The sequence below is a fragment of the Pseudomonas sp. 910_21 genome (assembly GCF_052850735.1).
On the sequence record NZ_VXCY01000002.1, the window covers coordinates 696721 to 715483 of the forward strand.

Annotated in this window: 20 protein-coding genes; 7 read left to right on the forward strand and 13 right to left on the reverse strand. The window is 61.1% G+C overall.

The window, feature by feature from the left end:
* Positions 1–51: 51 nt before the first annotated feature.
* The 3 genes from FW796_RS08325 (at position 52) to FW796_RS08335 (ending at position 2795) form a co-directional block, all read left to right on the forward strand.
* Complete coding sequence (locus FW796_RS08325) at positions 52–654, forward strand: hypothetical protein (protein ID WP_102860716.1); 603 nt, start codon at positions 52–54, stop codon at positions 652–654.
* Positions 655–774: 120 nt separating this feature from the next.
* On the forward strand, positions 775–1452 hold the full coding sequence (locus FW796_RS08330; RefSeq protein ID WP_123726906.1) for a response regulator: 678 nt from the start codon (positions 775–777) through the stop codon (positions 1450–1452).
* Positions 1449–2795: an ATP-binding protein gene (locus FW796_RS08335; protein WP_346632310.1), complete on the forward strand. Its 1347-nt coding sequence runs from the start codon at positions 1449–1451 to the stop codon at positions 2793–2795. Before FW796_RS08330 ends, FW796_RS08335 begins: the two co-directional genes overlap by 4 nt.
* 12 nt (positions 2796–2807) lie before the next feature.
* Here the strand turns inward: FW796_RS08335 and FW796_RS08340 are convergent, their stop codons facing one another.
* Positions 2808–3806 (reverse strand): AraC family transcriptional regulator, encoded by a 999-nt coding sequence (locus FW796_RS08340; protein WP_346632309.1) that lies wholly within the window; start codon positions 3804–3806, stop codon positions 2808–2810.
* A gap of 332 nt (positions 3807–4138) precedes the next feature.
* Between FW796_RS08340 and FW796_RS08345 the strand changes: the two genes are divergently transcribed.
* Together FW796_RS08345 and FW796_RS08350 are read left to right on the forward strand one after the other, a co-directional pair.
* Positions 4139–5470, forward strand: coding sequence for a dicarboxylate/amino acid:cation symporter (locus tag FW796_RS08345; protein WP_346632308.1), 1332 nt, complete (start codon positions 4139–4141; stop codon positions 5468–5470).
* Between the two features lie 147 nt (positions 5471–5617).
* Positions 5618–6799, forward strand: a complete 1182-nt coding sequence (locus tag FW796_RS08350) for a CaiB/BaiF CoA transferase family protein (protein WP_346632307.1) — start codon at positions 5618–5620, stop codon at positions 6797–6799.
* Positions 6800–6832: 33 nt separating this feature from the next.
* Here the strand turns inward: FW796_RS08350 and FW796_RS08355 are convergent, their stop codons facing one another.
* Both FW796_RS08355 and FW796_RS08360 read right to left on the reverse strand, forming a co-directional pair.
* Positions 6833–7327: a SprT family zinc-dependent metalloprotease gene (locus FW796_RS08355; RefSeq protein WP_346632306.1), complete on the reverse strand. Its 495-nt coding sequence runs from the start codon at positions 7325–7327 to the stop codon at positions 6833–6835.
* A 151-nt stretch (positions 7328–7478) separates the two neighbouring features.
* Positions 7479–8081 (reverse strand): Yip1 family protein, encoded by a 603-nt coding sequence (locus FW796_RS08360; protein ID WP_123726910.1) that lies wholly within the window; start codon positions 8079–8081, stop codon positions 7479–7481.
* 292 nt (positions 8082–8373) lie between these two features.
* Here FW796_RS08360 and ttcA point away from each other — a divergent pair, with 292 nt between their 5' ends.
* Positions 8374–9198 (forward strand): tRNA 2-thiocytidine(32) synthetase TtcA, encoded by an 825-nt coding sequence (ttcA, locus tag FW796_RS08365; RefSeq protein WP_346632305.1) that lies wholly within the window; start codon positions 8374–8376, stop codon positions 9196–9198.
* 58 nt (positions 9199–9256) lie between these two features.
* On the opposite strand, the gene FW796_RS08370 is transcribed toward ttcA, so the two are convergent.
* From FW796_RS08370 to arsC, 7 genes are all read right to left on the reverse strand, one after another.
* A complete protein-coding gene (locus FW796_RS08370; protein ID WP_446439232.1) occupies positions 9257–10792 on the reverse strand; it encodes an ArnT family glycosyltransferase in 1536 nt (511 codons plus the stop codon).
* 102 nt (positions 10793–10894) lie between these two features.
* Positions 10895–12628, reverse strand: coding sequence for a lipid IV(A) 4-amino-4-deoxy-L-arabinosyltransferase (gene arnT / locus FW796_RS08375; protein WP_446439233.1), 1734 nt, complete (start codon positions 12626–12628; stop codon positions 10895–10897).
* Positions 12629–12889: 261 nt separating this feature from the next.
* A complete protein-coding gene (pmrG, locus tag FW796_RS08380; RefSeq protein WP_346632302.1) occupies positions 12890–13555 on the reverse strand; it encodes a lipopolysaccharide core heptose(II)-phosphate phosphatase PmrG in 666 nt (221 codons plus the stop codon).
* Between the two features lie 433 nt (positions 13556–13988).
* Positions 13989–14660: a DNA-3-methyladenine glycosylase I gene (locus FW796_RS08385; RefSeq protein WP_346632301.1), complete on the reverse strand. Its 672-nt coding sequence runs from the start codon at positions 14658–14660 to the stop codon at positions 13989–13991.
* Positions 14661–14785: 125 nt separating this feature from the next.
* On the reverse strand, positions 14786–15208 hold the full coding sequence (locus FW796_RS08390; RefSeq protein ID WP_346632300.1) for a DUF2069 domain-containing protein: 423 nt from the start codon (positions 15206–15208) through the stop codon (positions 14786–14788).
* Complete coding sequence (wrbA, locus tag FW796_RS08395; protein ID WP_446439234.1) at positions 15201–15806, reverse strand: NAD(P)H:quinone oxidoreductase; 606 nt, start codon at positions 15804–15806, stop codon at positions 15201–15203. Before wrbA ends, FW796_RS08390 begins: the two co-directional genes overlap by 8 nt.
* Complete coding sequence (gene arsC / locus FW796_RS08400; protein WP_446439235.1) at positions 15803–16156, reverse strand: arsenate reductase (glutaredoxin); 354 nt, start codon at positions 16154–16156, stop codon at positions 15803–15805. Before arsC ends, wrbA begins: the two co-directional genes overlap by 4 nt.
* A 139-nt stretch (positions 16157–16295) precedes the next feature.
* Between arsC and FW796_RS08405 the strand changes: the two genes are divergently transcribed.
* Positions 16296–16760 carry a TlpA disulfide reductase family protein gene (locus tag FW796_RS08405; protein WP_446439236.1) on the forward strand — a complete coding sequence of 155 codons (465 nt, stop codon included), beginning with the start codon at positions 16296–16298 and terminating at the stop codon, positions 16758–16760.
* Between the two features lie 74 nt (positions 16761–16834).
* Here FW796_RS08405 and FW796_RS08410 read toward each other — a convergent pair whose 3' ends face one another.
* The 3 genes from FW796_RS08410 to FW796_RS08420 all read right to left on the reverse strand — a co-directional run bounded on the left by FW796_RS08410 (position 16835) and on the right by FW796_RS08420 (position 18753).
* Positions 16835–17239 (reverse strand): META domain-containing protein, encoded by a 405-nt coding sequence (locus tag FW796_RS08410; protein ID WP_346632297.1) that lies wholly within the window; start codon positions 17237–17239, stop codon positions 16835–16837.
* Positions 17236–17673 (reverse strand): hypothetical protein, encoded by a 438-nt coding sequence (locus FW796_RS08415; RefSeq protein WP_110594717.1) that lies wholly within the window; start codon positions 17671–17673, stop codon positions 17236–17238. Before FW796_RS08415 ends, FW796_RS08410 begins: the two co-directional genes overlap by 4 nt.
* A gap of 90 nt (positions 17674–17763) precedes the next feature.
* Entirely contained in the window at positions 17764–18753 is a 990-nt protein-coding gene (locus tag FW796_RS08420) for a 2-hydroxyacid dehydrogenase (RefSeq protein ID WP_446439237.1), read from the reverse strand.
* Positions 18754–18763 lie beyond the last annotated feature (10 nt).

The following is an 18763-nucleotide window of genomic DNA, read 5'->3' on the forward strand; positions in this document are numbered from 1 at the left end:
GTTTACTCTAGCCCCGTACCCAAAAAGCCAATAGCGCAAAGGAAACTTCCTATGACTTCATTGAAAAAACTGATCCTGGCCTTTACCGTTCTCGGCGCCAGCGCCGCCGTCCAAGCCGCTGACAGCAACTTCGCCAGCCTGACCTACGGCCAGACCAGCGACAAGGTTAAAAAATCCAGCCAGCTCAACAGCAATCTCGGCCACCCGAACGCCGATGGTGTGATCGGCAAGGACAACACCTGGGGTGTGCGCTTCGGTCAACAGAATGACCAGGGCCGTTACTACGCCACTTACGATTACGTTTCCGGCTCTCACAATGGCATTAAACTGCGTCAGCAAAACCTGCTGGGCAGTTACGATATGTTCCTGCCGGTGACCAGCAGCACCAAGCTGTTTGGCGGCGCTACCGCCGGCTTGACCAAGCTGACCCAGGAGTCCCCGGGCTTCAGCCGCGACAGTGACATCGGTTACGCGGTGGGAGTGCAGGCTGGTGTCCTGCAGCAGGTTTCACAAAACACGTCGGTGGAGCTCGGCTACCGTTACCTGCGCAGCAATGCCGGGACCGAGATGAGCGAGCGGGGCGGCAGCAAGCAAGGTTCTTTGAGCCTTACCAGCAGCGCCCAGACTTATCTGTCGGCCAACTACGCTTTCTAAATAAGCGGCCTGGCCTGAACCGCGCCGGATCGTGCCTTGGGCACGGTCCGGCGCTGGCGCATTGATCGTCAGGGCGCAGGGGCGCCCTTGGAGATGTCGAATTTTGCCTGGGAGAGCGTTATGAAGTTGCTGGTCGTCGAAGATGAGGCGCTGTTGCGCCATCACCTGCAAACCCGCCTCACCGACAGTGGCCATGTGGTCGAGTCTGTGGCGAACGCCGAAGAGGCGTTGTATCAGACCGAGCAGTTCAATCACGATCTGGCGGTGATCGACCTGGGGTTGCCCGGCATGGGCGGACTGGATCTGATCCGCCAGCTACGTGCCCGTGGCAAGACGTTTCCGATCCTCATCCTCACCGCCCGCGGCAACTGGCAGGACAAGGTTGAAGGCCTGGCCGCCGGTGCCGACGATTATGTGGTCAAGCCGTTTCAGTTCGAAGAGCTGGATGCACGGCTCAATGCGTTGTTGCGGCGCTCCAGTGGTTTTACCCAGTCCACCATCATTGCTGGCCCGTTGCTGCTGGACCTGAACCGCAAGCAGGCGTCCCTGGATGAGCAGCCCCTGGCCCTGACCGCCTACGAATATCGGATCCTCGAGTACCTGATGCGCCATCACCAGCAGGTGGTGGCCAAGGACCGGCTGATGGAGCAGTTGTACCCGGACGATGACGAGCGTGATCCGAACGTCATCGAGGTGCTGGTGGGGCGGCTGCGGCGCAAGTTGGAAGGTCCGTCGGGCTTCAAGCCGATTGATACGGTGCGCGGCCTGGGCTACTTGTTCAACGAGCGCTGCCGATGATTCGATCGCTGCGCCTGCGGCTGATGCTGGCGGCGACCACCCTGGCGGTGCTGTTCATGCTGGCGTTGCTGCCGGCCATGCAGGGGGCCTTCAGCCTGGCGCTGCAGGACTCCATCGAGCAGCGCCTGGCTTCCGATGTCACCACCCTGATTTCAGCGGCGCGAATTGAAAACAATCGCCTGCAGATGCCCGCGCAACTGCCGGACGAGCGCTTCAATCTCGCCGACAGTCGCTTGCTGGGCTACATCTATGACCGAGAGGGGCACCTGGTCTGGCGTTCCCGGGCCACCCAGGAAGAGAACATCAATTACCGGCCGCGGTACGACGGGCGCGGTAACGAGTTCGCCAGAATCCGTGAAGCCAATGGCCAGGAGTTCTTCGTCTACGACGTCGAGATCAAGTTGCTGGGGGGCAAGAACGCGGCCTTCAGTATCGTTGCATTGCAGCCGGTGCGTGAGTACCAGCAGACCCTTGAAGGGGTCAGGGAAAACCTCTATCTGGGCTTTGGTGCGGCGTTGCTGGTGCTCCTGGCATTGCTCTGGCTGGGGCTGACCTGGGGCTTGCAGGCCCTGCGGCGCTTGAGTCAGGAGCTGGACCAGATCGAGAGCGGTACCCGCCAAAGCCTCAGTGAGGAGCATCCGCGGGAGCTGTTGCGCCTGACCGGTTCCTTGAACCGTCTGCTGCAAAGCGAGCGCGAGCAGCGCAGTCGCTACCGGGACTCCCTGGATGATCTGGCCCACAGCCTGAAAACCCCGCTGACGGTGTTGCAAGGGGTCAGCGAGGACATGGCGCAGCGCCCTCAGGATCGGGAGCAGGCCTGGGTCCTGCAGACGCAGATCGAACGCATGAGCCAGCAGATCAGCTACCAGTTGCAGCGTGCCAGCTTGCGCAAGAGTGGCCTGGTGCGCCATCAGGTGCGTCTGCGACCGGTTCTGCAAAGCTTGTGCGATACCCTGGACAAGGTCTATCGCGACAAGCAGGTGCGCGTGTCCTTCGATTTGCCCGAGCGCTGCTATGTGCCGATCGAGCAGGGTGCCTTGCTGGAGTTGCTTGGCAACCTGCTGGAGAACGCCTACCGCCTGTGCCTGAGTTCGGTGCGCATCAGTGTGCGCGAGACTCTGGACGGTTCTGAGCTGTGTGTTGAGGACGATGGTCCTGGCGTGCCGCCGGATCAGCGGGCACGGATTCTCCAGCGTGGTGAGCGTCTTGATCGCCAGCATCCAGGGCAGGGCATAGGCCTGGCAGTGGTCAAGGACATCATCGAAAGTTACGGTGCACAGTTGACCCTGGGGGACTCTGCCCTGGGCGGTGCGGCCTTCAGGATTCACTTCCCGGCGCTGTAAAGGGCGCTTTCGCTACTGCTCCCGGGCGCGATAGGCGCCTGGGGTCAGGCCAGTCCATTTCTTGAATGCCCGATGAAAGGCCGAGGGTTCGGAAAAGCCCAGTTGCTCGGCGATCTGTTGCAATGACAGGTCGGCCCGCCCCAGGTGGTAGATGGCGATGTCGCGGCGCAGTTCATCCTTCAGCTCCTGAAAGCTCGAACCTTCTTCTCGTAGATGGCGGCGCAATGTCTGTGGGCTGACGTGCAGGTGCTGGGCAACGCTTTCCAGGTCGGGCCAGCGCTCCCGGTCACGGCTGAGCAGATGCCGCAACTGGCTGCTGAGGCTGTCGCCCTGGTCCGGGCGTGACAAAAGGTCGGCGGGGGAGCGCTCGAGGAAGTGCTTGAGGGTACGTTCATCCTGTAACAGCGGCATGCCCAGGTAGCGACTGTGGAACAGCAGGCTGCTGTGTTCCTGGCTGAACAGCAGTGGGCAGGGGAACAGCAAATCGTATTCCGCGCCGTGTTCGGGTTTCGGGTAGCTGAAGCAGGCTTGCTCAAGACGTATGCGCTGGCCGATCAACCAGCTGCCCAGACGATGCCAGATCACCAGCAGGCTTTCGCTGAGAAAATGCTCTGGGTCCCATAGCTCAGAATCATCCAGGCTCAGGCGAGCCATATCCCCTTCACGCGTCAGACGAAGGCGCGGAGCTTGCGCAAACAAGCTATAAAATAATAAGCCGCGATTGAGCGCTTTTTCCAAGGTGCGGCAGTGGATGAGCGCGTGGCACATCATGGCAAAGGTTCCGCGTTTACTGGGGCCATGGCCGAAGCCCAGGTACTCATCGTCCAACGCCAGCCACAGTTGCTGCAGCAGACAGGTGAATTGCTCGGGGGCGATGCGTGCCTTGGGCTGGCTCAGGAGTTCGGGGCCAATGCCCAGCTGCTGCAGCAGCGGCCCGTAATCGTAGCCGCGACGACGTGCACCGCCTAAGGCGGCACGGGCAAAGTGGCTGGCGATGGTGCGTTCGCGCATGAAGGCTGGTCCGTCCATTGAGTGGCGGATGTTAGCCAGCCCCCCATGAGGGAACAAGGCGGATATCCGCCAAATTGTAGGACGAGACTCGGTAGATGGGCGGAAATCCGCCAGCTGCGCCGGGTGCAAGGGATGCAAAGATCGGCTCGACCCCTGATGTCTAAAGGCCTGTAGGGCTTTTTTACAAGGTGGCACGGGCTTTGCGATAGAGCCGGAAGATCTGCCAGCACGCAGCTCGACACAACAAATCCCTCCAGCGCAGGAGGGTTCGCACTTTAGGCACCGCATGCATCGACGGACGCTGCATACCGGGGCTCTTGAGGAACTTTGCAATGACGACTCGTCAGCCACTGTACAAATCCCTGTATTTCCAGGTGATCGTTGCCATCGCCATCGGCATCCTGCTCGGTCACTTCTATCCTCAGACCGGCGTGGCCCTCAAGCCCCTGGGTGATGGGTTCATCAAACTGATCAAGATGGTCATTGCGCCGATCATTTTCTGCACCGTGGTGAGTGGTATCGCCGGCATGCAGAACATGAAATCGGTGGGCAAGACTGGCGGCTACGCGCTGCTGTACTTCGAAATCGTCTCCACCATTGCCCTGCTGATCGGCCTGATCGTGGTCAACGTGGTGCAGCCGGGTGCAGGCATGCACATCGACGCCTCGACCCTGGATGCTTCGAAAGTCGCGGCCTATGTGACTGCGGGCAATGACCAGAGCATTGTCGGCTTCATCCTCAACGTGATCCCGTCGACCATCGTCGGTGCCTTCGCCAACGGCGACATCCTGCAAGTGCTGATGTTCTCGGTGATCTTCGGTTTCGCCCTGCATCGCCTGGGTGCCTACGGCAAGCCGGTGCTGGACTTCATCGACCGCTTCGCCCACGTGATGTTCAACATCATCAACATGATCATGAAGCTCGCGCCCCTGGGTGCGCTGGGTGCCATGGCCTTCACCATCGGTGCCTACGGCGTCGGCTCCCTGGTGCAACTGGGCCAGTTGATGATCTGCTTCTACATCACCTGCGTGGTGTTCGTGCTGGTGGTCCTGGGGGCCATCTGCCGCGCCCACGGCTTTAGCGTGATCAAGCTGATCCGCTACATCCGCGAAGAACTGCTGATCGTGCTGGGCACCTCGTCCTCGGAATCGGCCCTGCCACGCATGCTGATCAAGATGGAGCGCCTGGGTGCCAAGAAGTCGGTGGTCGGCCTGGTGATTCCTACCGGTTACTCCTTCAACCTGGACGGTACCTCGATCTACCTGACCATGGCCGCGGTGTTCATTGCCCAGGCAACTGATACCCACATGGACATCACTCACCAGATCACCCTGCTGCTAGTGCTGCTGCTGTCCTCCAAAGGCGCTGCGGGTGTCACCGGCAGTGGCTTCATCGTTCTGGCCGCTACCCTGTCGGCCGTGGGTCACCTGCCGGTGGCTGGTCTGGCGCTGATTCTGGGTATCGACCGCTTCATGTCCGAAGCCCGTGCCCTGACCAACCTGGTGGGCAATGCCGTGGCTACCCTGGTAGTCGCCAAGTGGGTCAAGGAGCTGGACGAAGACAAACTGCAGGTCGAGCTGGCGTCTGGTGGCCGTGCGATCACCGACACCCGTGAAACCGACGATCTGGGTGTGGCCGAAGGTCCGGCGCCGAGCATCAAGTAAGTCTTGCTGAATATAAGAAACCCGCTGCGGCGGGTTTTTTATTGCCTGGAGATTGAGCGCAACGGTCAGTCCGGCTGACCGTTGTGGTAATTGTTGCGCTGCTCGCGGCTGCCTACTCTGAGGCAGTCGATCAAGAGGAGAGGGCACATGCAAGGGCCGTTGGCGTCACTCAAGGTACTGGATTTCTCCACCCTGTTGCCGGGGCCGTTCGCCTCGCTGCTGCTGGCGGACATGGGGGCCGAGGTGCTGCGCATCGAGTCGCCGACTCGCATGGACCTGCTGCGGGTGCTACCGCCCCACGATCACGGCGTATCCGCCAGTCACGCCTATCTCAACCGCAATAAGCGCAGCCTGGCCCTGGACCTCAAGCGGCCCGAGGCGCTGGAGGTGATCCGGCAACTGCTGCAGGATCATGACATCGTTCTCGAACAGTTTCGCCCGGGCGTGATGGAGCGCCTGGGGTTGGGGTACGAGGCCTTGAAGGCGATCAATCCGCGGCTGATCTACGTCTCCATTACCGGCTATGGTCAGACCGGGCCCTACAAGGACCGCGCCGGCCACGACATCAACTACCTGGCCCTGGCCGGGCTCGCCAGCCAGACCGGGCGTCGCGACCAGGGCCCGTTGCCTCTGGGCATCCAGGCGGCGGATATCGCCGGGGGCTCGCTGCACGGCGTGATCGGCCTGCTGGCGGCGGTGATCGCCCGGCAGCACAGCGGGCAGGGCCAGCACCTGGATATCAGCATGACCGATTGCGTGTTCAGCCTGAACGCCATGGCCGGAGCCGGTTACCTGGCCTGCGGGGTTGAGCCGGGGATGGAGCAACAGGTGCTCAATGGTGGCAGCTTCTACGACTACTACCGCAGCCGGGATGGTCGTTGGCTATCGGTGGGCAGCCTGGAGCCGGTGTTCATGCAGCAGCTGTGTCAGGCCCTGGAGCGGCCGGAACTGGCAGCCCAGGGCTTGTCCCCCCTGCCCGAGCAGCAAAGGGCCCTCAAGCAGGCTTTGCAGATCGAGTTCGAGAAACACGACTTCGCCGAGCTTTGCCAGTTGTTCGCCGGGCTCGACGCTTGTGTCGAACCAGTGCTGAGCTTGGCTGAGGCGGTGGAGCATCCCCAATTGCAGGCCCGGCAACTGGTAAGCCAGGTCCCCCGGGAAGACGGTAGCCTCCAGGCACAGATGGCATGTCCGCTGAAGTTCTCCGAGGGTTTGCCCGAGCCGCGGCATATCGGCGCCAGGCTGGGCGCCCATTCCGATCAGGTGCTGGCGGAGCTTGGTTACAGCGCTGAGCGTATCGAGGAGCTGCGGCGCAACCAGATCATCGCGTAGGCGTCGGCTTGCCGGCGAAGCACGTTGGCGCCATCACTCGACCCTGGTTTCTCCGCTGTAGACCAGGGTGTGCCGACAGCGTCGACACAAGTAGCGACGCCCCTGAGCCACCAGCTTGTGGCGTTGCGCCGAAAACGGAAAATCGCTTTCGGCGCAGGGGCAGCGGTAGATGTAGCGGGTCACGCTGCGACGTTTGACGTCATAGGTGTGGCAACGATTGGGCGGCAGTTCATACACCCCGCGCATGATCAGTTGCCATTCCTCACCGTGGGGCTGAATGCGTTCGCCAAACAACTGATGGGCGATCAGGTGCGCGACTTCGTGGGCCACGGTCTGCTTGAGGAAGTCTTCGCTGTTTTCCCGGTACAGCTGCGGATTGAAGCGCAGCAGGTTTTCGTGCAAATGGGCGACCCCGGCTTTCTGGCCTCGTAATTTGAGGCTGACCACCGGGCGTTTGAAAGGACGTTTGAAAAAGGATTCAGCGAGTAGGAAACAGTCTTCGACGCGGGTATTGAGTTGCTCGGGCATGCTTAACGGCTCTCCAGAGTGGCTGAGTATGCCGCAAAGACCGGCGAATCCGAATCGTCCAGGCGCCGAATGGTCGTCGGATCGCGTCCATTAAGAAGGCCGCCTTGCGGCGGCCTGTGTTGGCAGATGGAGGATTATTATTGGTGCGGCGTCAGTTGGTGTACACGGGGCCGACGCCCAGGCCCCAGACAATCACGGTGAAGGCCATGATCGCTACCAGCACCACCAGTCCTACCGCCAGGACCGAGCTGGAAAACAGGAATCCCTCGTCCGACGGGATGTTCATGAAAGTCGGGAGCCCGACGTAGAGCAGGTACACCGTGTAGCAGATCGCCGCCGTGCCGATGATCATCCCCAGCCACATATGGGGATACAGCGCCGCCAGGCCGCCGACGAACAGCGGTGTCGCGGTGTAGGTGGCAAAAGCGACGCAGCGCGCCAGGCTCGGGCTGGCGTCATAGGTCCGGGCCATCCAGTGGATGAAGGCCCCCATCACCGCCACGCCGCCGAGCATGGCCAGGTACGACATGATGGTCATCCACAGGGCGCTTTCCATGGTCAGCATCACCGGCGCGCGGTTGCCGATGACCCAGCCGACCTGGGTGGTGCCGATAAAGGCCGAGATGGCGGGGATCGCTGCCAGAATCAGCGTGTGGGTCAGGTACATGTGGCTGATGCTTTCCTCTGCATCGCCACGGATGTCTCGCCATTCCTGATCGGGGTGGGTGAAGAGTCCTACGACATGATGAATCATGGTCAGTCACTCCTTTATTGTTGCCATCGCCCCCCAACGGAGCGCTTACAGCCAAGTGGCACAGTCAGTATAGGTCTATATATGCATGCGACCTTATGTCGCAGTATAGGGAGGAGTTTTCGTCAGATGTGCGCACCTTTAGAGCAAATCGCGCTGTAAAACCCCAGGGTAATCGCGGGTGTGTCTGTCACCGCAGCCCCGGGGAGCGCTGCGTTGCGACGCTTTCAAGGGACCGGGGTTTTTGCGTAAAATGTCCGGCTTTTCGTCACATACCTCGCGGATTCCAAGCGCCATGGGCACTCTTACGGTCAACCAGAACAAACTGCAGAAACGCCTTCGCCGACAGGCGGGCGAAGCGGTCGCCGACTTCAACATGATCGAAGAGGGCGACAAGGTCATGGTCTGCCTGTCCGGCGGCAAGGACAGTTACACCATGCTCGACGTGCTGTTGCACCTGCAGAAGGTGGCGCCGATCAAGTTCGAGATCGTCGCGGTGAACATGGACCAGAAGCAACCCGGTTTCCCCGAGCATGTACTGCCGGCCTACCTCAAGGAGTTGGGGATCGAGTACCACATCGTCGAGAAGGACACTTACTCGGTGGTCAAGGAACTGATACCGGAAGGCAAGACCACCTGCTCACTGTGCTCGCGCCTGCGTCGTGGCACCCTGTACACCTTCGCTGATGAGATTGGTGCCACCAAGATGGCCCTCGGTCACCATCGTGACGACATCGTCGAGACCTTCTTCCTCAACATGTTCTACAACGGTTCGCTCAAGGCCATGCCGCCCAAGCTGCTGGCCGATGACGGGCGCAATGTGGTGATCCGCCCGCTGGCCTACTGCAGCGAGAAGGACATTCAGGCCTACTCCGACCTCAAGCAATTCCCGATCATTCCCTGCAACCTCTGCGGTTCCCAGGAGAACCTGCAACGTCAGGTGGTCAAGGAAATGCTCCAGGAGTGGGAGCGCAAGAGCCCGGGGCGTACTGAAAGCATTTTCCGCGGCCTGCAGAACGTGATTCCTTCGCAACTGGCGGATCGCAATCTGTTCGACTTCACCAACCTGCGCATCGACGACAGCGCCACGCCGCGTTTCGTCAATGTGGTGAATCTCTGATCCGTTCTCGCTGAGCTTCCATCGCCATGCCGGTTGCTATCCGGCGTGGCGAGGCGCTTCAGGCCCCGGGGGCCTGCGGAATGAAGGCGACACTGCCCTCGGATTTTTTTTTCGCCAGCCGCTCACCGTTGGTCGGCAGTGTGCGGATCAGTTGATGATCCTTGCCCAAGTAGCTGAGCATCGACGGTTCGTTCTGACTCTGTCGCACCAGGATCAGAGTGCGTTGGGGGTCCCAATGCTGGCCGCTGGTCTTGTCCAGCCAGGCCATGAAGTCCGCGCTGGTGCCGGAACGAGGGAAGTCCTGGGTTTCGGCGACGTAATAGAAGGGCGCTCCCTGATTCTGCAGGTACAGCGGCACTTTGTTATCCACCTCGACCATCACCATCCGCCATTGATTCCAGGGGGCAATCCGGCTTGCCTCGGCCCTGACCTGCGTGCCGAACTGGATGACACCGCCTCCGCCATTGCTCCAGGGATAGGCCACCCCCAGCACCAGCAGCAGGACCAGCGCTGCGCTGGCAAAGCCTATGGTCCAGTTGCGTTCGCTGTGCTTGCCGCTGGCGCGTCGTTGTAGCAGGTGGCGGTTCAGCCACCAGCCTCCTAATAGTTGGGCGAAGGGCACCAGAGGCAGGACGTAATAGCTGCGCCGACTGCCGCTGGCAGTGAAAAACAGAAACAACAAGCCCAGAGCCCAGACCAGCCAGCGCTCATTGGGTTGTAGCTGGCGCCAGTGACGCGCCGCTACCCAGAGGGCGAGTACCCAGCAGGGTGCCCAGGGCAAGGTGTAGGCCGGCAGGTAGATCAGGTAGGTATAGATCGGCCCGACATGGTCGAAAGGGTCGAAGAAACGCTGTACATTTTCCCGGAACACCAAGCTCAGCCCGCTTTCACCGTAGGTCGGGGCGCCATACAGGTGCGAGAGCACGAACGGCACCATGTACAGCAGGGCAGCCATCAGCAACGCCAGGCACAGGCGTGGATTGAGGTGACGCTTCCAGCGTCCCTGGCTCAGCAGGTGTGGCAGCAGGATGAGCCCCGGCAGGACGAAACCGATCAATCCCTTGAGCAGTGAAGTCGCCGCCAACAGCAGGAAGAACAGGCAATAGCGACTCAGGCGGGTATCTTCGGGTCCTCGCCAGTACCACCACACCGCTGCCAGCACTCCACACACGGTGAGAATGTCCGCGGTGGCCACCCGTGCCCAGAATGCAAAGTAGAAGGTGGTGGCCAGCATCCAGCCGGCGATCAGCCCGGTGCCCTTGTGAAACAGTTGCTCGCCAAGCAGGTACACCAGCCAGATGCTCAGCCATCCGGCGAGCACCGAGGACAGCCGCAGCGACCAGTGCCCCAGGCCTCCGGTCAGCCAGGCGCTGGCGGTGATCAGCCAGTAGGACGGCAGGGGTTTGTCGTAATAGGGGGCGCCCTTGAGATAGGGGTCGAAGTAGTCGCCACTCTGCAGCATCTGCAAGGCAATGTTGGCCCAGCGGGTTTCCGCCCCCCACAGCTCACGGGAGCCCAGGCCGAGGAGCAGGATCAGGGCGCTGACGCCCAGAAGCAGGGCCAGGGCCTTGCGTTCGCTGTTGCAGCTTTTCATGGGCGGATTTCTGCAGGCTGTATGTGGGAGGAAGGTGCAAGAAGCGCCAGCGCCGACGGTGGTCGACGCTGACGCTCTCAGGCAGGTGTCAAGGCAGGCAGGTCAGGGTTGAGCGGCCGGTAGGATCAGGATCAGCATGTTGCCTTGTTCGTAGCGCTTGCCCCCCGGTGGAAGCAGGGCGACTTCTTCGTTCTCCAGTACGTCCTTGACCCGCATTACCACACCCACCGATCCCTGTTTTCGCGCGTCACTGACCCATTGGCCGACGTCGGCCATGCTGACCTTGCGCTGGGCCGACTCAGGATAGGCCAGACCGTATTTCAATTCGCCCTCGGTGTTGTACAGCGCCACGTCCGAGCGCTGCAGGCGCCAGGCCAGCGCTGAGGCAGCCCCCAGGTCGTTGCTCAGCAGGCGGTCGGTCTGCTTGAGTTCCGCAAGGTGCTCCTTGATGAACTGGTCCGGCATCTTGTTGTGCACGATCAAGCCGGGCATTCCCGCAGGCAGCAGCGCCACCAGCAGCCAGATGCCCAGTGCCGGTGCTGCCCAGTAGTTGAGCGGCCGGGAGGCCGGCAGCAGGTTGGCGATGATCCAGCCCATGAGCATGATGAACACCAGGGACAGGCTGAGCATTTCGTCGTGGCCGTACACCGGCCGGGTGATCTGGATCACCACCAGCGCTACCAGTGCAGCGACGCCGATCAGCAGGTTGAGCAGGCTGTTGAGGCGAACAGTCCGGGTCTTGCCTGCGCTGATCCACTGGATCAGTGCGTGGCCCATGAGCACGGCCAAGGGCAGCAGGCAGGGCATGATGTAGGTCGGCAGCTTGCCGCGGCTCAGGCTGAAGAACGCCAACGGCAGCAGCAACCACAGCAGCAGGTAACCGGTGGCCGCCTGGTGCTTGTCCTGCCAGGCCTGAATCAGAGTGCCGGGCAGCAAGGCGGCCCAGGGCAGGCTCGAGACCACCAGCAGCGGCAGGTAGAACCACCAGGGGCGAGTGTGCTGGGCATTCTCGGCGGCAAAGCGACGGATATGTTCATGCCAGAAGAAAAACCGCCAGAAATCGGGTTCATGGGCATGGATGCTCAACACCCAGGGCAGGCTGATGGCAATCGCCATCAGCACCGCCACCAGGCCATAACGCAGTAACTCGCCGAAGCGTCGTTGCCAGAGCATGTAGGGCAGGGCGATCAGCACTGGCAGCAACCAGGCCAGGAACCCCTTGGTCATGAAGCCCATGCCGCAGGCGGCGCCCAAGGTGCCCCAAGCCAGCAACCGGCCGCGCAGGGTCTGGCTGCCCAGGGCGAACCAGAGCGCCACCAGGCTGAGGTTGACCCACAAGGTGAACTGGGGATCGAGATTGGAGTACCCGGCTTGCCCGGCGATCAGGCCGAAGCTCATATAAAGCAGGGCAGCGGCAAAACTCTTGCGCGGGTCGCTCCAGATCCGGCGAGTGATCAGGTAAGCCAGCAGTACGCTGAGGCCGGTGCTCAGGGCCGAGGCAACACGTACCCCGAACAGGTTGTCACCGAACACTGCCTGGCCGATGGCGATCATCCAGTAGCCGGCAATGGGTTTTTCGAAGTAGCGGATGCCCATGAAGTGCGGAGACACCCAATCCCCGCTGAGCAGCATCTCCTGGCTGATCTGTGCGTAGCGGGTTTCATCCGGAATCCAAAGGCCGTGGCTGGTCAGTGGCAGCAGGTAGAACAGTGCGAAGGCCAGCAGCAAGAAGGGTATTGCCCAGCGTTGGATGCCGCTGGTTGCACTCCCGCCCAGGGTATAGCCGGAAGGCGTGGTGCTTGTTCCATAAGCTTGGGGCGGTAAAGTGCGCTGCATTTGTGTCCTCTAAGTCATTTGTCGAAAGCGGTGGCTTGTTACGTTCATTAGGTATCACTGATGAACGGTAAATTGTTGTCGAATACTCAGTTTTCTCAAGTCTTAAAAAAATATACTTGGCTGCGCCTGTTTGATGGGGCTTCTTGTAAGTGAGAGGGGCGCTCTCTTAGTGCAAGGACTTATAAGGTAAAATAGTTAGCGAGAGAGTGTGTCTACTTTCCGAGTAAAGTCTGTTGAGATGTTGTTAAAAATAGTTACAGCTTATTCGATAAGGTGCTCAAGAGTTTTTCGCCAGCTTGCGGCATTGATAATGCCCATTACTTCCATGGTTCCGTCCACGTTCAGGGTGACAAATAGCGAGCTGGCGTACTTGCTGGCCAGTGCATGTTCAAAGCCCAACTGGCTTTCCAGGTCGCTGATGCAATCGCTGTGGGTAATCAGGATCAGGTTGCGCTTGAACAACTTGTGCGCCTTGATCTGTTCTTCGAAGTGTTCGCCGCAGTTGCTCAGCCAGTCCTGGGTCTGCACCGGCCGGTTGAACATGAACTCCGAAGTTTGCCGGGTTCGGGTTGCCGGGCTGCTGATGACATCGGTGGAGGCCATGCCCAGGGTGCGGAACGCCCGGCCCAGGTCGCTTGCTATGCGGCTTCCGGATAGGGTGATGCCGTCAACAGGCCCCAGGCAGGGATTGGCGGAGCGGTCGCAGCGCTCGGCATGCCGCACCAGGGCAATTACCTCGCCGCTTTGCCAGTGGCGATAGAAGCCGGCTTGCTGCATCTGGTTGTCGACACCCAGGTCCAGTGGCGTGGCTGGCCACAGGACAAAGCCGCAGACGAGAGTTACCAGGGCTGCCCCACAGGCGCCAGCCAAGATTCGCAAGCTGCGGATTGTCTTGCCGCCAGTACCGGATTCAGCCGTATTGACCACGTCGTTTACCTGATTAGGTTGTTGCCAGGTGTTCTGAAAAGAACGGCATGCGCTCACCGGCATCCTCGCCGCAACTGGGGCCAATTTAGGTCGGGCCAAGTGGGCGGAGAGTGAAAGCAATGTGAAAAAAACGAATGTATGGCGGCAGTTCTTTTAAACCTGACAGCCTTTGTTCAGGTTGTTGGCCTGATCAGTGCTTTGTTGTCAGGCCATGCCCGTCTATTGGCCAGCAGAGTGTGGCTACAGAAACCGTCTATCTATCGTTCTTATCGTTGTGGCAAGTGCGCAGCGAACTTTATCCGATAAAAAACAGCGGAAGAAAAAACCCGCGTTTAGTTCAGCTTATTGTCAGCTTGAGATGGAGGCGCTTGAGAGCGGGGTGTTCATCTGCCCGTTGTACCGGGCAGAGAGCCACGTTGATGAAAGGGGGGGATCAGTGATTGACGGTGTAGGCCAGCATCGCTGACAGCTGGCACAGTGGTCGGCCACTTTCCTGCTGCCACTGGTTGAACACTTCCTGGACCAGGGCCTGGTCACGCTTGCTGCTGGGCACCTTGTCGACAATGTTCTGGGCGTTGAGTGCCGCCACGACGTCCCAAGTGGGGATGAACGTGTCCTTGCCCACCATGCGCAAGAAGCGCGGGGCGGAAAGCCCTCCCATCTGGTTGCCATGCTTGGCCAGGTATTGCCATAGCCCCGTGATGTCCTGAACTGGCCAGTCGGCAATGAAGGCGCCGAAACTGCCGTGCTGTTTTTCCACATCGAGGATCATCTGGGCATTGCGCGGCACACTCTTGAGTTTGCCCAGATGGCGAATGATCCGCGTGTCCTGCATCAGTCGCTCCAGATGCTCGGCGCCCATGAGCACCACTTTGTCCGGATCGAAGCCAAAGAACACTTGTTCGAACGCCGGCCATTTGGCATCTACCAGGCTGTGCTTCAACCCGGCGCGAAAGACTCGCAAGGCCAGGGTCGACAAGTAGCGATCAGCGCTCAACGAGCGCAGGTAGTCGTGGCTCGCCGGCGTCGGCAGCTGGGCTTCGAGGGCTGCGGCGGAGCCAAAGCGATTAAGACAATATTCGTTCAACCATTTGTAATCGTGCATGCCTGCTCCGGGTTGGTTCGGGAGTATCGGTCAAAAAGTCTGCTGACCAAGGTGGGGGCGCCGAAACGGCGATGCAAGCTCCCCGGGCGATGTCATGCCCGGGGGAACCAGAGGGCTGCGGGGCGTCAGGCCGGATCGGCACCTTCGCCGGCGAGCCGGCGATTGAGCTGGAAGCGCCAGCGTACGTAGAGCAGTGCCGAGGTGAACACCGCCAGGCTGGCGAACATTTCCAGCAGGCCGAACAGCTGACGATTCGGGTCGTAGGCCGCCAGTGCCCCCTTGATGAAGTACAGGTTGACCACAAAGCACATCCACGAGTGCCCGCGGGCACTGCCGCTGAGCATGCCCGGTGCCATCAGCAACAGGGGCACCAGTTCGATCAGCAGGATCACCCAGGGCCGGGCGCCGTGGAGGTCGGCTACCAGCAGGTAGTAAACGCAGAGCAGGCCTACCAGGCCGAAAAAACAGATCAGGCTGAGGATCCGGGCTATCCGGACCCGAGGTTCCAGCCACTCCACTGCAGGCAGGATCTTCGGCTTCTTAGCCACGGCCGTTCTCCAATTGCTGAGCGGTTTTCGCCAGGCGCAGGCCCAAGGCCCGGCACAGGGCAATTTCATGCTCGTCCAGCGGGCTCTTGCCGTCCGCCCCGGCATGATGGCTTGCGCCATAGGGGGTGCCACCGCCGCGGGTTTCCAGCAACGCTGACTCGCTGTAGGGCAGGCCGGTGATCAACATGCCGTGATGCAACAGCGGCAGCATCATCGACAGCAGGGTGGCTTCCTGGCCGCCATGCAGGCTGGCGGTGGAGGTGAAGACGCCGGCGGGCTTGCCCACCAGGGCACCGGTCAGCCAGAGGTTGCTGGTGCCGTCGAGAAAGTACTTTAGCGGGGCTGCCATGTTACCGAAGCGGGTCGGGCTGCCCAGGGCCAGGCCCGAGCAGTGCTTCAGGTCGTCGAGACTGGCATACAGCGCTCCGCTTTCGGGAATGCGCGGTGCCACGGCTTCGCACTCGGTGGAAATTCCCGGGACAGTGCGCAGGCGCGCTTCCAGGCCGGCCTGTTCGACACCTCGGGCGATCTGGCGGGCCATCTCGTTGGTCGAACCGTTGCGGCTGTAATACAGGATCAGGATGTACGGCGCGCTCAAGGCAGAATCTCCAGCACATTTTCCGGTGGGCGCCCGATGATGGCCTTGTCGGCGGTTTCGAGAATCGGCCGTTCCATGAGTTTCGGGTGCTGGACGATGGCAGCGATCAGTTGTTCTTCACTGAGGCTGGTGTCCGCCAGGCTGAGGTCTTTGTACTCATCCTCGCCGGTGCGCAACAGCTGGCGCGCGCTGATGCCCAGCTTGCCCAGCAGGCGGTGCAACTGGACGGCGTCCAGTGGGGTTTCCAGGTAGCGGACCACGGTCGGCGCCAGGCCGCGTTGTTCCAGAAGTTCCAGCGCACCGCGGGATTTCGAGCAGCGCGGGTTGTGATAAAGCGTCAGATCGGTCATGTGCGGGTCGCATCTTGCGTAAGGTGGCGGCTATTCTACCCGCGCGACGGGCTCTCCTGAACCTTGGGAGTCGATAGGTCGCATCGGCCCTGGGTCGGCAGTTATTTTTCAAGACACCTTTCAAGACAGGAAACAGCGCATGGCAAGGCAATTGGCGGCAGCATTGGCGATCATTACAACCCTGCTGCTGGGCGGCTGTGGCAATGACTACGGGGTCGACCAATACGGCCAGAAAGTCGCCGCCGAGCGCATCGACAAGCAATGGCTGGTGCTCAACTACTGGGCGGAGTGGTGCGGGCCTTGTCGCACTGAAGTGCCCGAGTTGAATGCCCTGAACGAGCAGCTCAAAGGGCAGTCGGCCACTGTACTGGGGGTCAATTTTGACAATGTACAGGGTGAGGAGCTCAAGAGCGCCAGCGAGAAACTGGGGATCAAGTTCACGGTGCTGGCGCAGAATCCTGAGCAACTCTTCGATTTGCCACGCAGCGAGGCGCTGCCGGTGACCTACATCATCGACGACAAGGGCAAGGTACGTGAGCAACTGCTGGGTGAGCAGACCGCAGCGGGCGTATTGGGAAAACTGCAGGCTCTACGCGGTCATTGATGGGGTAATGATGCCTGCAGCCGCTGATAGTGTCGGCGGCCGCAGGAATTGGGGGCAATCTGTCCCGGGTCGGATCAGCCTTCTTCCAGCCACCAGCGCAGCGGCTTGCCTTCGGCAGGCCAGAAGCGTACTTGCTCGATCGGCGAAACATCCCAGCGCTCTACGCTTTCCAAGGCCTGGAGGAAGCGCCGTTCCTGCTCCATCAATGCTGGAGCACAGAGTTTGCGGGTGCTGCCGACCTTGCCGAAGCTGAGCTTTTCGCCGTCCAGTGTGTAAGGCGCGAACCAGTGGTTGCAGCCACCATTGCCATAGGCGCGGCCGTCTTCACCCAAGGTGATGGTCAGGTGGCTGTAGTCGATCAGTGGCCGCTCGCCAATCCATTCCAGGACGTAACTGCGATCCTGCTGCAGCTTCAGCGGCTCGGCGGCGCAGCCCATCAGGCCGGCCCCCAGTGCCGCAGTCAGCGCCAGGCGTTTCATTGGCCGGCCTGCTGGCATTTCGGGCAGAGGTGACGTTCGCCCTCACTGGCCCAGCCCAGCTCGGCAATTCGTGCGCTGGCGGCAGGTTTCTGGGCCTTGGTGCCGAGCTTGGCATCCACTGCAAACTCGAAGTTCAGCTCTGCTGCGCAGCTGTCGCAGTTGACTTGCCATTGATGAATCGCCAGTTCGCCGAATACCGGGCCACGGGCCACGGCGACCCATTGGCCGACCGGATTGATCAGGTGGCGGACTGTGTCCACTGTCAGGCGCATGGACAGGTCCTTGCTGCCCTTGAGCGTGACCAGCAGCACGTCGTCGGTACGGATCGAACCACCGTTGCCGGTGACTTGATAGCGACCCGGTACCAGGGCGCGACATTCGATCAGGGTGTGTTGCGGGTTCATCAGGTTGTAGCGGAAATCGTGTTCGACCATGGGTCCTCCAAATCTGCCGCGTATGCTAGCACGGGCCCCTGCGCCGCAGGTTGCGGGCAGGCGACCTTCGATCAGGCCGTGGCCGGGATTTCAGCCATGGACCTGATTCTGCGGCTGGCCCGCAGCCCAGTTGGCAATGTTGTGCAAGGTGGTGTCGGCGATGGCCGCCAGAGCCTCGTGGGTCAGGAAGGCCTGGTGCGCGGTGACTATCACATTGGGGAAGGTCAGCAGCCGGGCCAGCACGTCATCCTGCAAGGGCAGGTCGGAACGGTCCTCGAAGAACAGCTGGGCTTCCTCTTCATAGACGTCCAGGCCCAGATAGCCCAGTTGACCGCTCTTCAGTGCTTCGATCAACGCCGGTGTATCCACCAGTCCACCACGCCCGGTATTGATCAGCATTGCCCCGGGCTGCATGTGCGCCAGGCTGTCCTGGTTGATCAGGTAGCGACTGTCGTCGGTGAGGGGGCAGTGCAGGCTGATGATCTGCGCCTGGGCCAGTAGCTCCGACAGGCTCAGGTAGCGGGCCCCGAGGGCCTCGACGGCAGGATTGGGGAAGGGGTCGTAAGCCAGCAACTGGCAGCCGAAGCCGGCCATGATGCGAGCGAAGGTGGCGCCGATCTGTCCGGTGCCGACAATGCCCACGGTCTTGCCCACCAGATCGAAGCCGGTCAGGCCGTGAAGGGTGAAATCGCCTTCACGGGTGCGATTGTAGGCTCGATGCAGGCGTCGGTTCAGCGCCAGGATCAGGGCCACCGCATGTTCCGCCACGGCATGGGGCGAGTAGGCCGGAACTCGGACCACATCCAGGCCCAGGCGCTTGGCGGCAGGCAGGTCGACATGGTTGTAGCCGGCTGAACGCAGGGCGATCAGCCGGGTACCGCCGGCGGCCAGCTGCTCCAGCACCGGGGCGCTCAGGTCGTCGTTGATAAAGGCGCAGACCACTTCATGGCGCTCGGCCAGGGCCGCGGTGTCCAGGCTCAGGCGGGCGGCCTGGAATTGCAGTTCGATACCCGTGGGCAAGTGGGCGCCGAGAAAACTTTCACGGTCGTAGTTCTGGCTGCTGAAAAGAATCGTACGCATGCTTGCATCC

Excerpts from the sequence above, each read along its gene's own strand:
- FW796_RS08325 (WP_102860716.1), top strand. The coding sequence starts at position 52 with ATGACTTCATTGAAAAAACTGATCCTGGCCTTTACCGTTCTCGGCGCC.
- FW796_RS08330 (WP_123726906.1), top strand. The coding sequence starts at position 775 with ATGAAGTTGCTGGTCGTCGAAGATGAGGCGCTGTTGCGCCATCACCTG.
- FW796_RS08335 (WP_346632310.1), top strand. The coding sequence starts at position 1,449 with ATGATTCGATCGCTGCGCCTGCGGCTGATGCTGGCGGCGACCACCCTG.
- FW796_RS08340 (WP_346632309.1), bottom strand. The coding sequence starts at position 3,806 with ATGCGCGAACGCACCATCGCCAGCCACTTTGCCCGTGCCGCCTTAGGC.
- FW796_RS08345 (WP_346632308.1), top strand. The coding sequence starts at position 4,139 with ATGACGACTCGTCAGCCACTGTACAAATCCCTGTATTTCCAGGTGATC.
- FW796_RS08350 (WP_346632307.1), top strand. The coding sequence starts at position 5,618 with ATGCAAGGGCCGTTGGCGTCACTCAAGGTACTGGATTTCTCCACCCTG.
- FW796_RS08355 (WP_346632306.1), bottom strand. The coding sequence starts at position 7,327 with ATGCCCGAGCAACTCAATACCCGCGTCGAAGACTGTTTCCTACTCGCT.
- FW796_RS08360 (WP_123726910.1), bottom strand. The coding sequence starts at position 8,081 with ATGATTCATCATGTCGTAGGACTCTTCACCCACCCCGATCAGGAATGG.
- ttcA (WP_346632305.1), top strand. The coding sequence starts at position 8,374 with ATGGGCACTCTTACGGTCAACCAGAACAAACTGCAGAAACGCCTTCGC.
- FW796_RS08370 (WP_446439232.1), bottom strand. The coding sequence starts at position 10,792 with ATGAAAAGCTGCAACAGCGAACGCAAGGCCCTGGCCCTGCTTCTGGGC.
- arnT (WP_446439233.1), bottom strand. The coding sequence starts at position 12,628 with ATGCAGCGCACTTTACCGCCCCAAGCTTATGGAACAAGCACCACGCCT.
- FW796_RS08385 (WP_346632301.1), bottom strand. The coding sequence starts at position 14,660 with ATGCACGATTACAAATGGTTGAACGAATATTGTCTTAATCGCTTTGGC.
- arsC (WP_446439235.1), bottom strand. The coding sequence starts at position 16,156 with ATGACCGATCTGACGCTTTATCACAACCCGCGCTGCTCGAAATCCCGC.
- FW796_RS08405 (WP_446439236.1), top strand. The coding sequence starts at position 16,296 with ATGGCAAGGCAATTGGCGGCAGCATTGGCGATCATTACAACCCTGCTG.
- FW796_RS08410 (WP_346632297.1), bottom strand. The coding sequence starts at position 17,239 with ATGAAACGCCTGGCGCTGACTGCGGCACTGGGGGCCGGCCTGATGGGC.
- FW796_RS08415 (WP_110594717.1), bottom strand. The coding sequence starts at position 17,673 with ATGGTCGAACACGATTTCCGCTACAACCTGATGAACCCGCAACACACC.
- FW796_RS08420 (WP_446439237.1), bottom strand. The coding sequence starts at position 18,753 with ATGCGTACGATTCTTTTCAGCAGCCAGAACTACGACCGTGAAAGTTTT.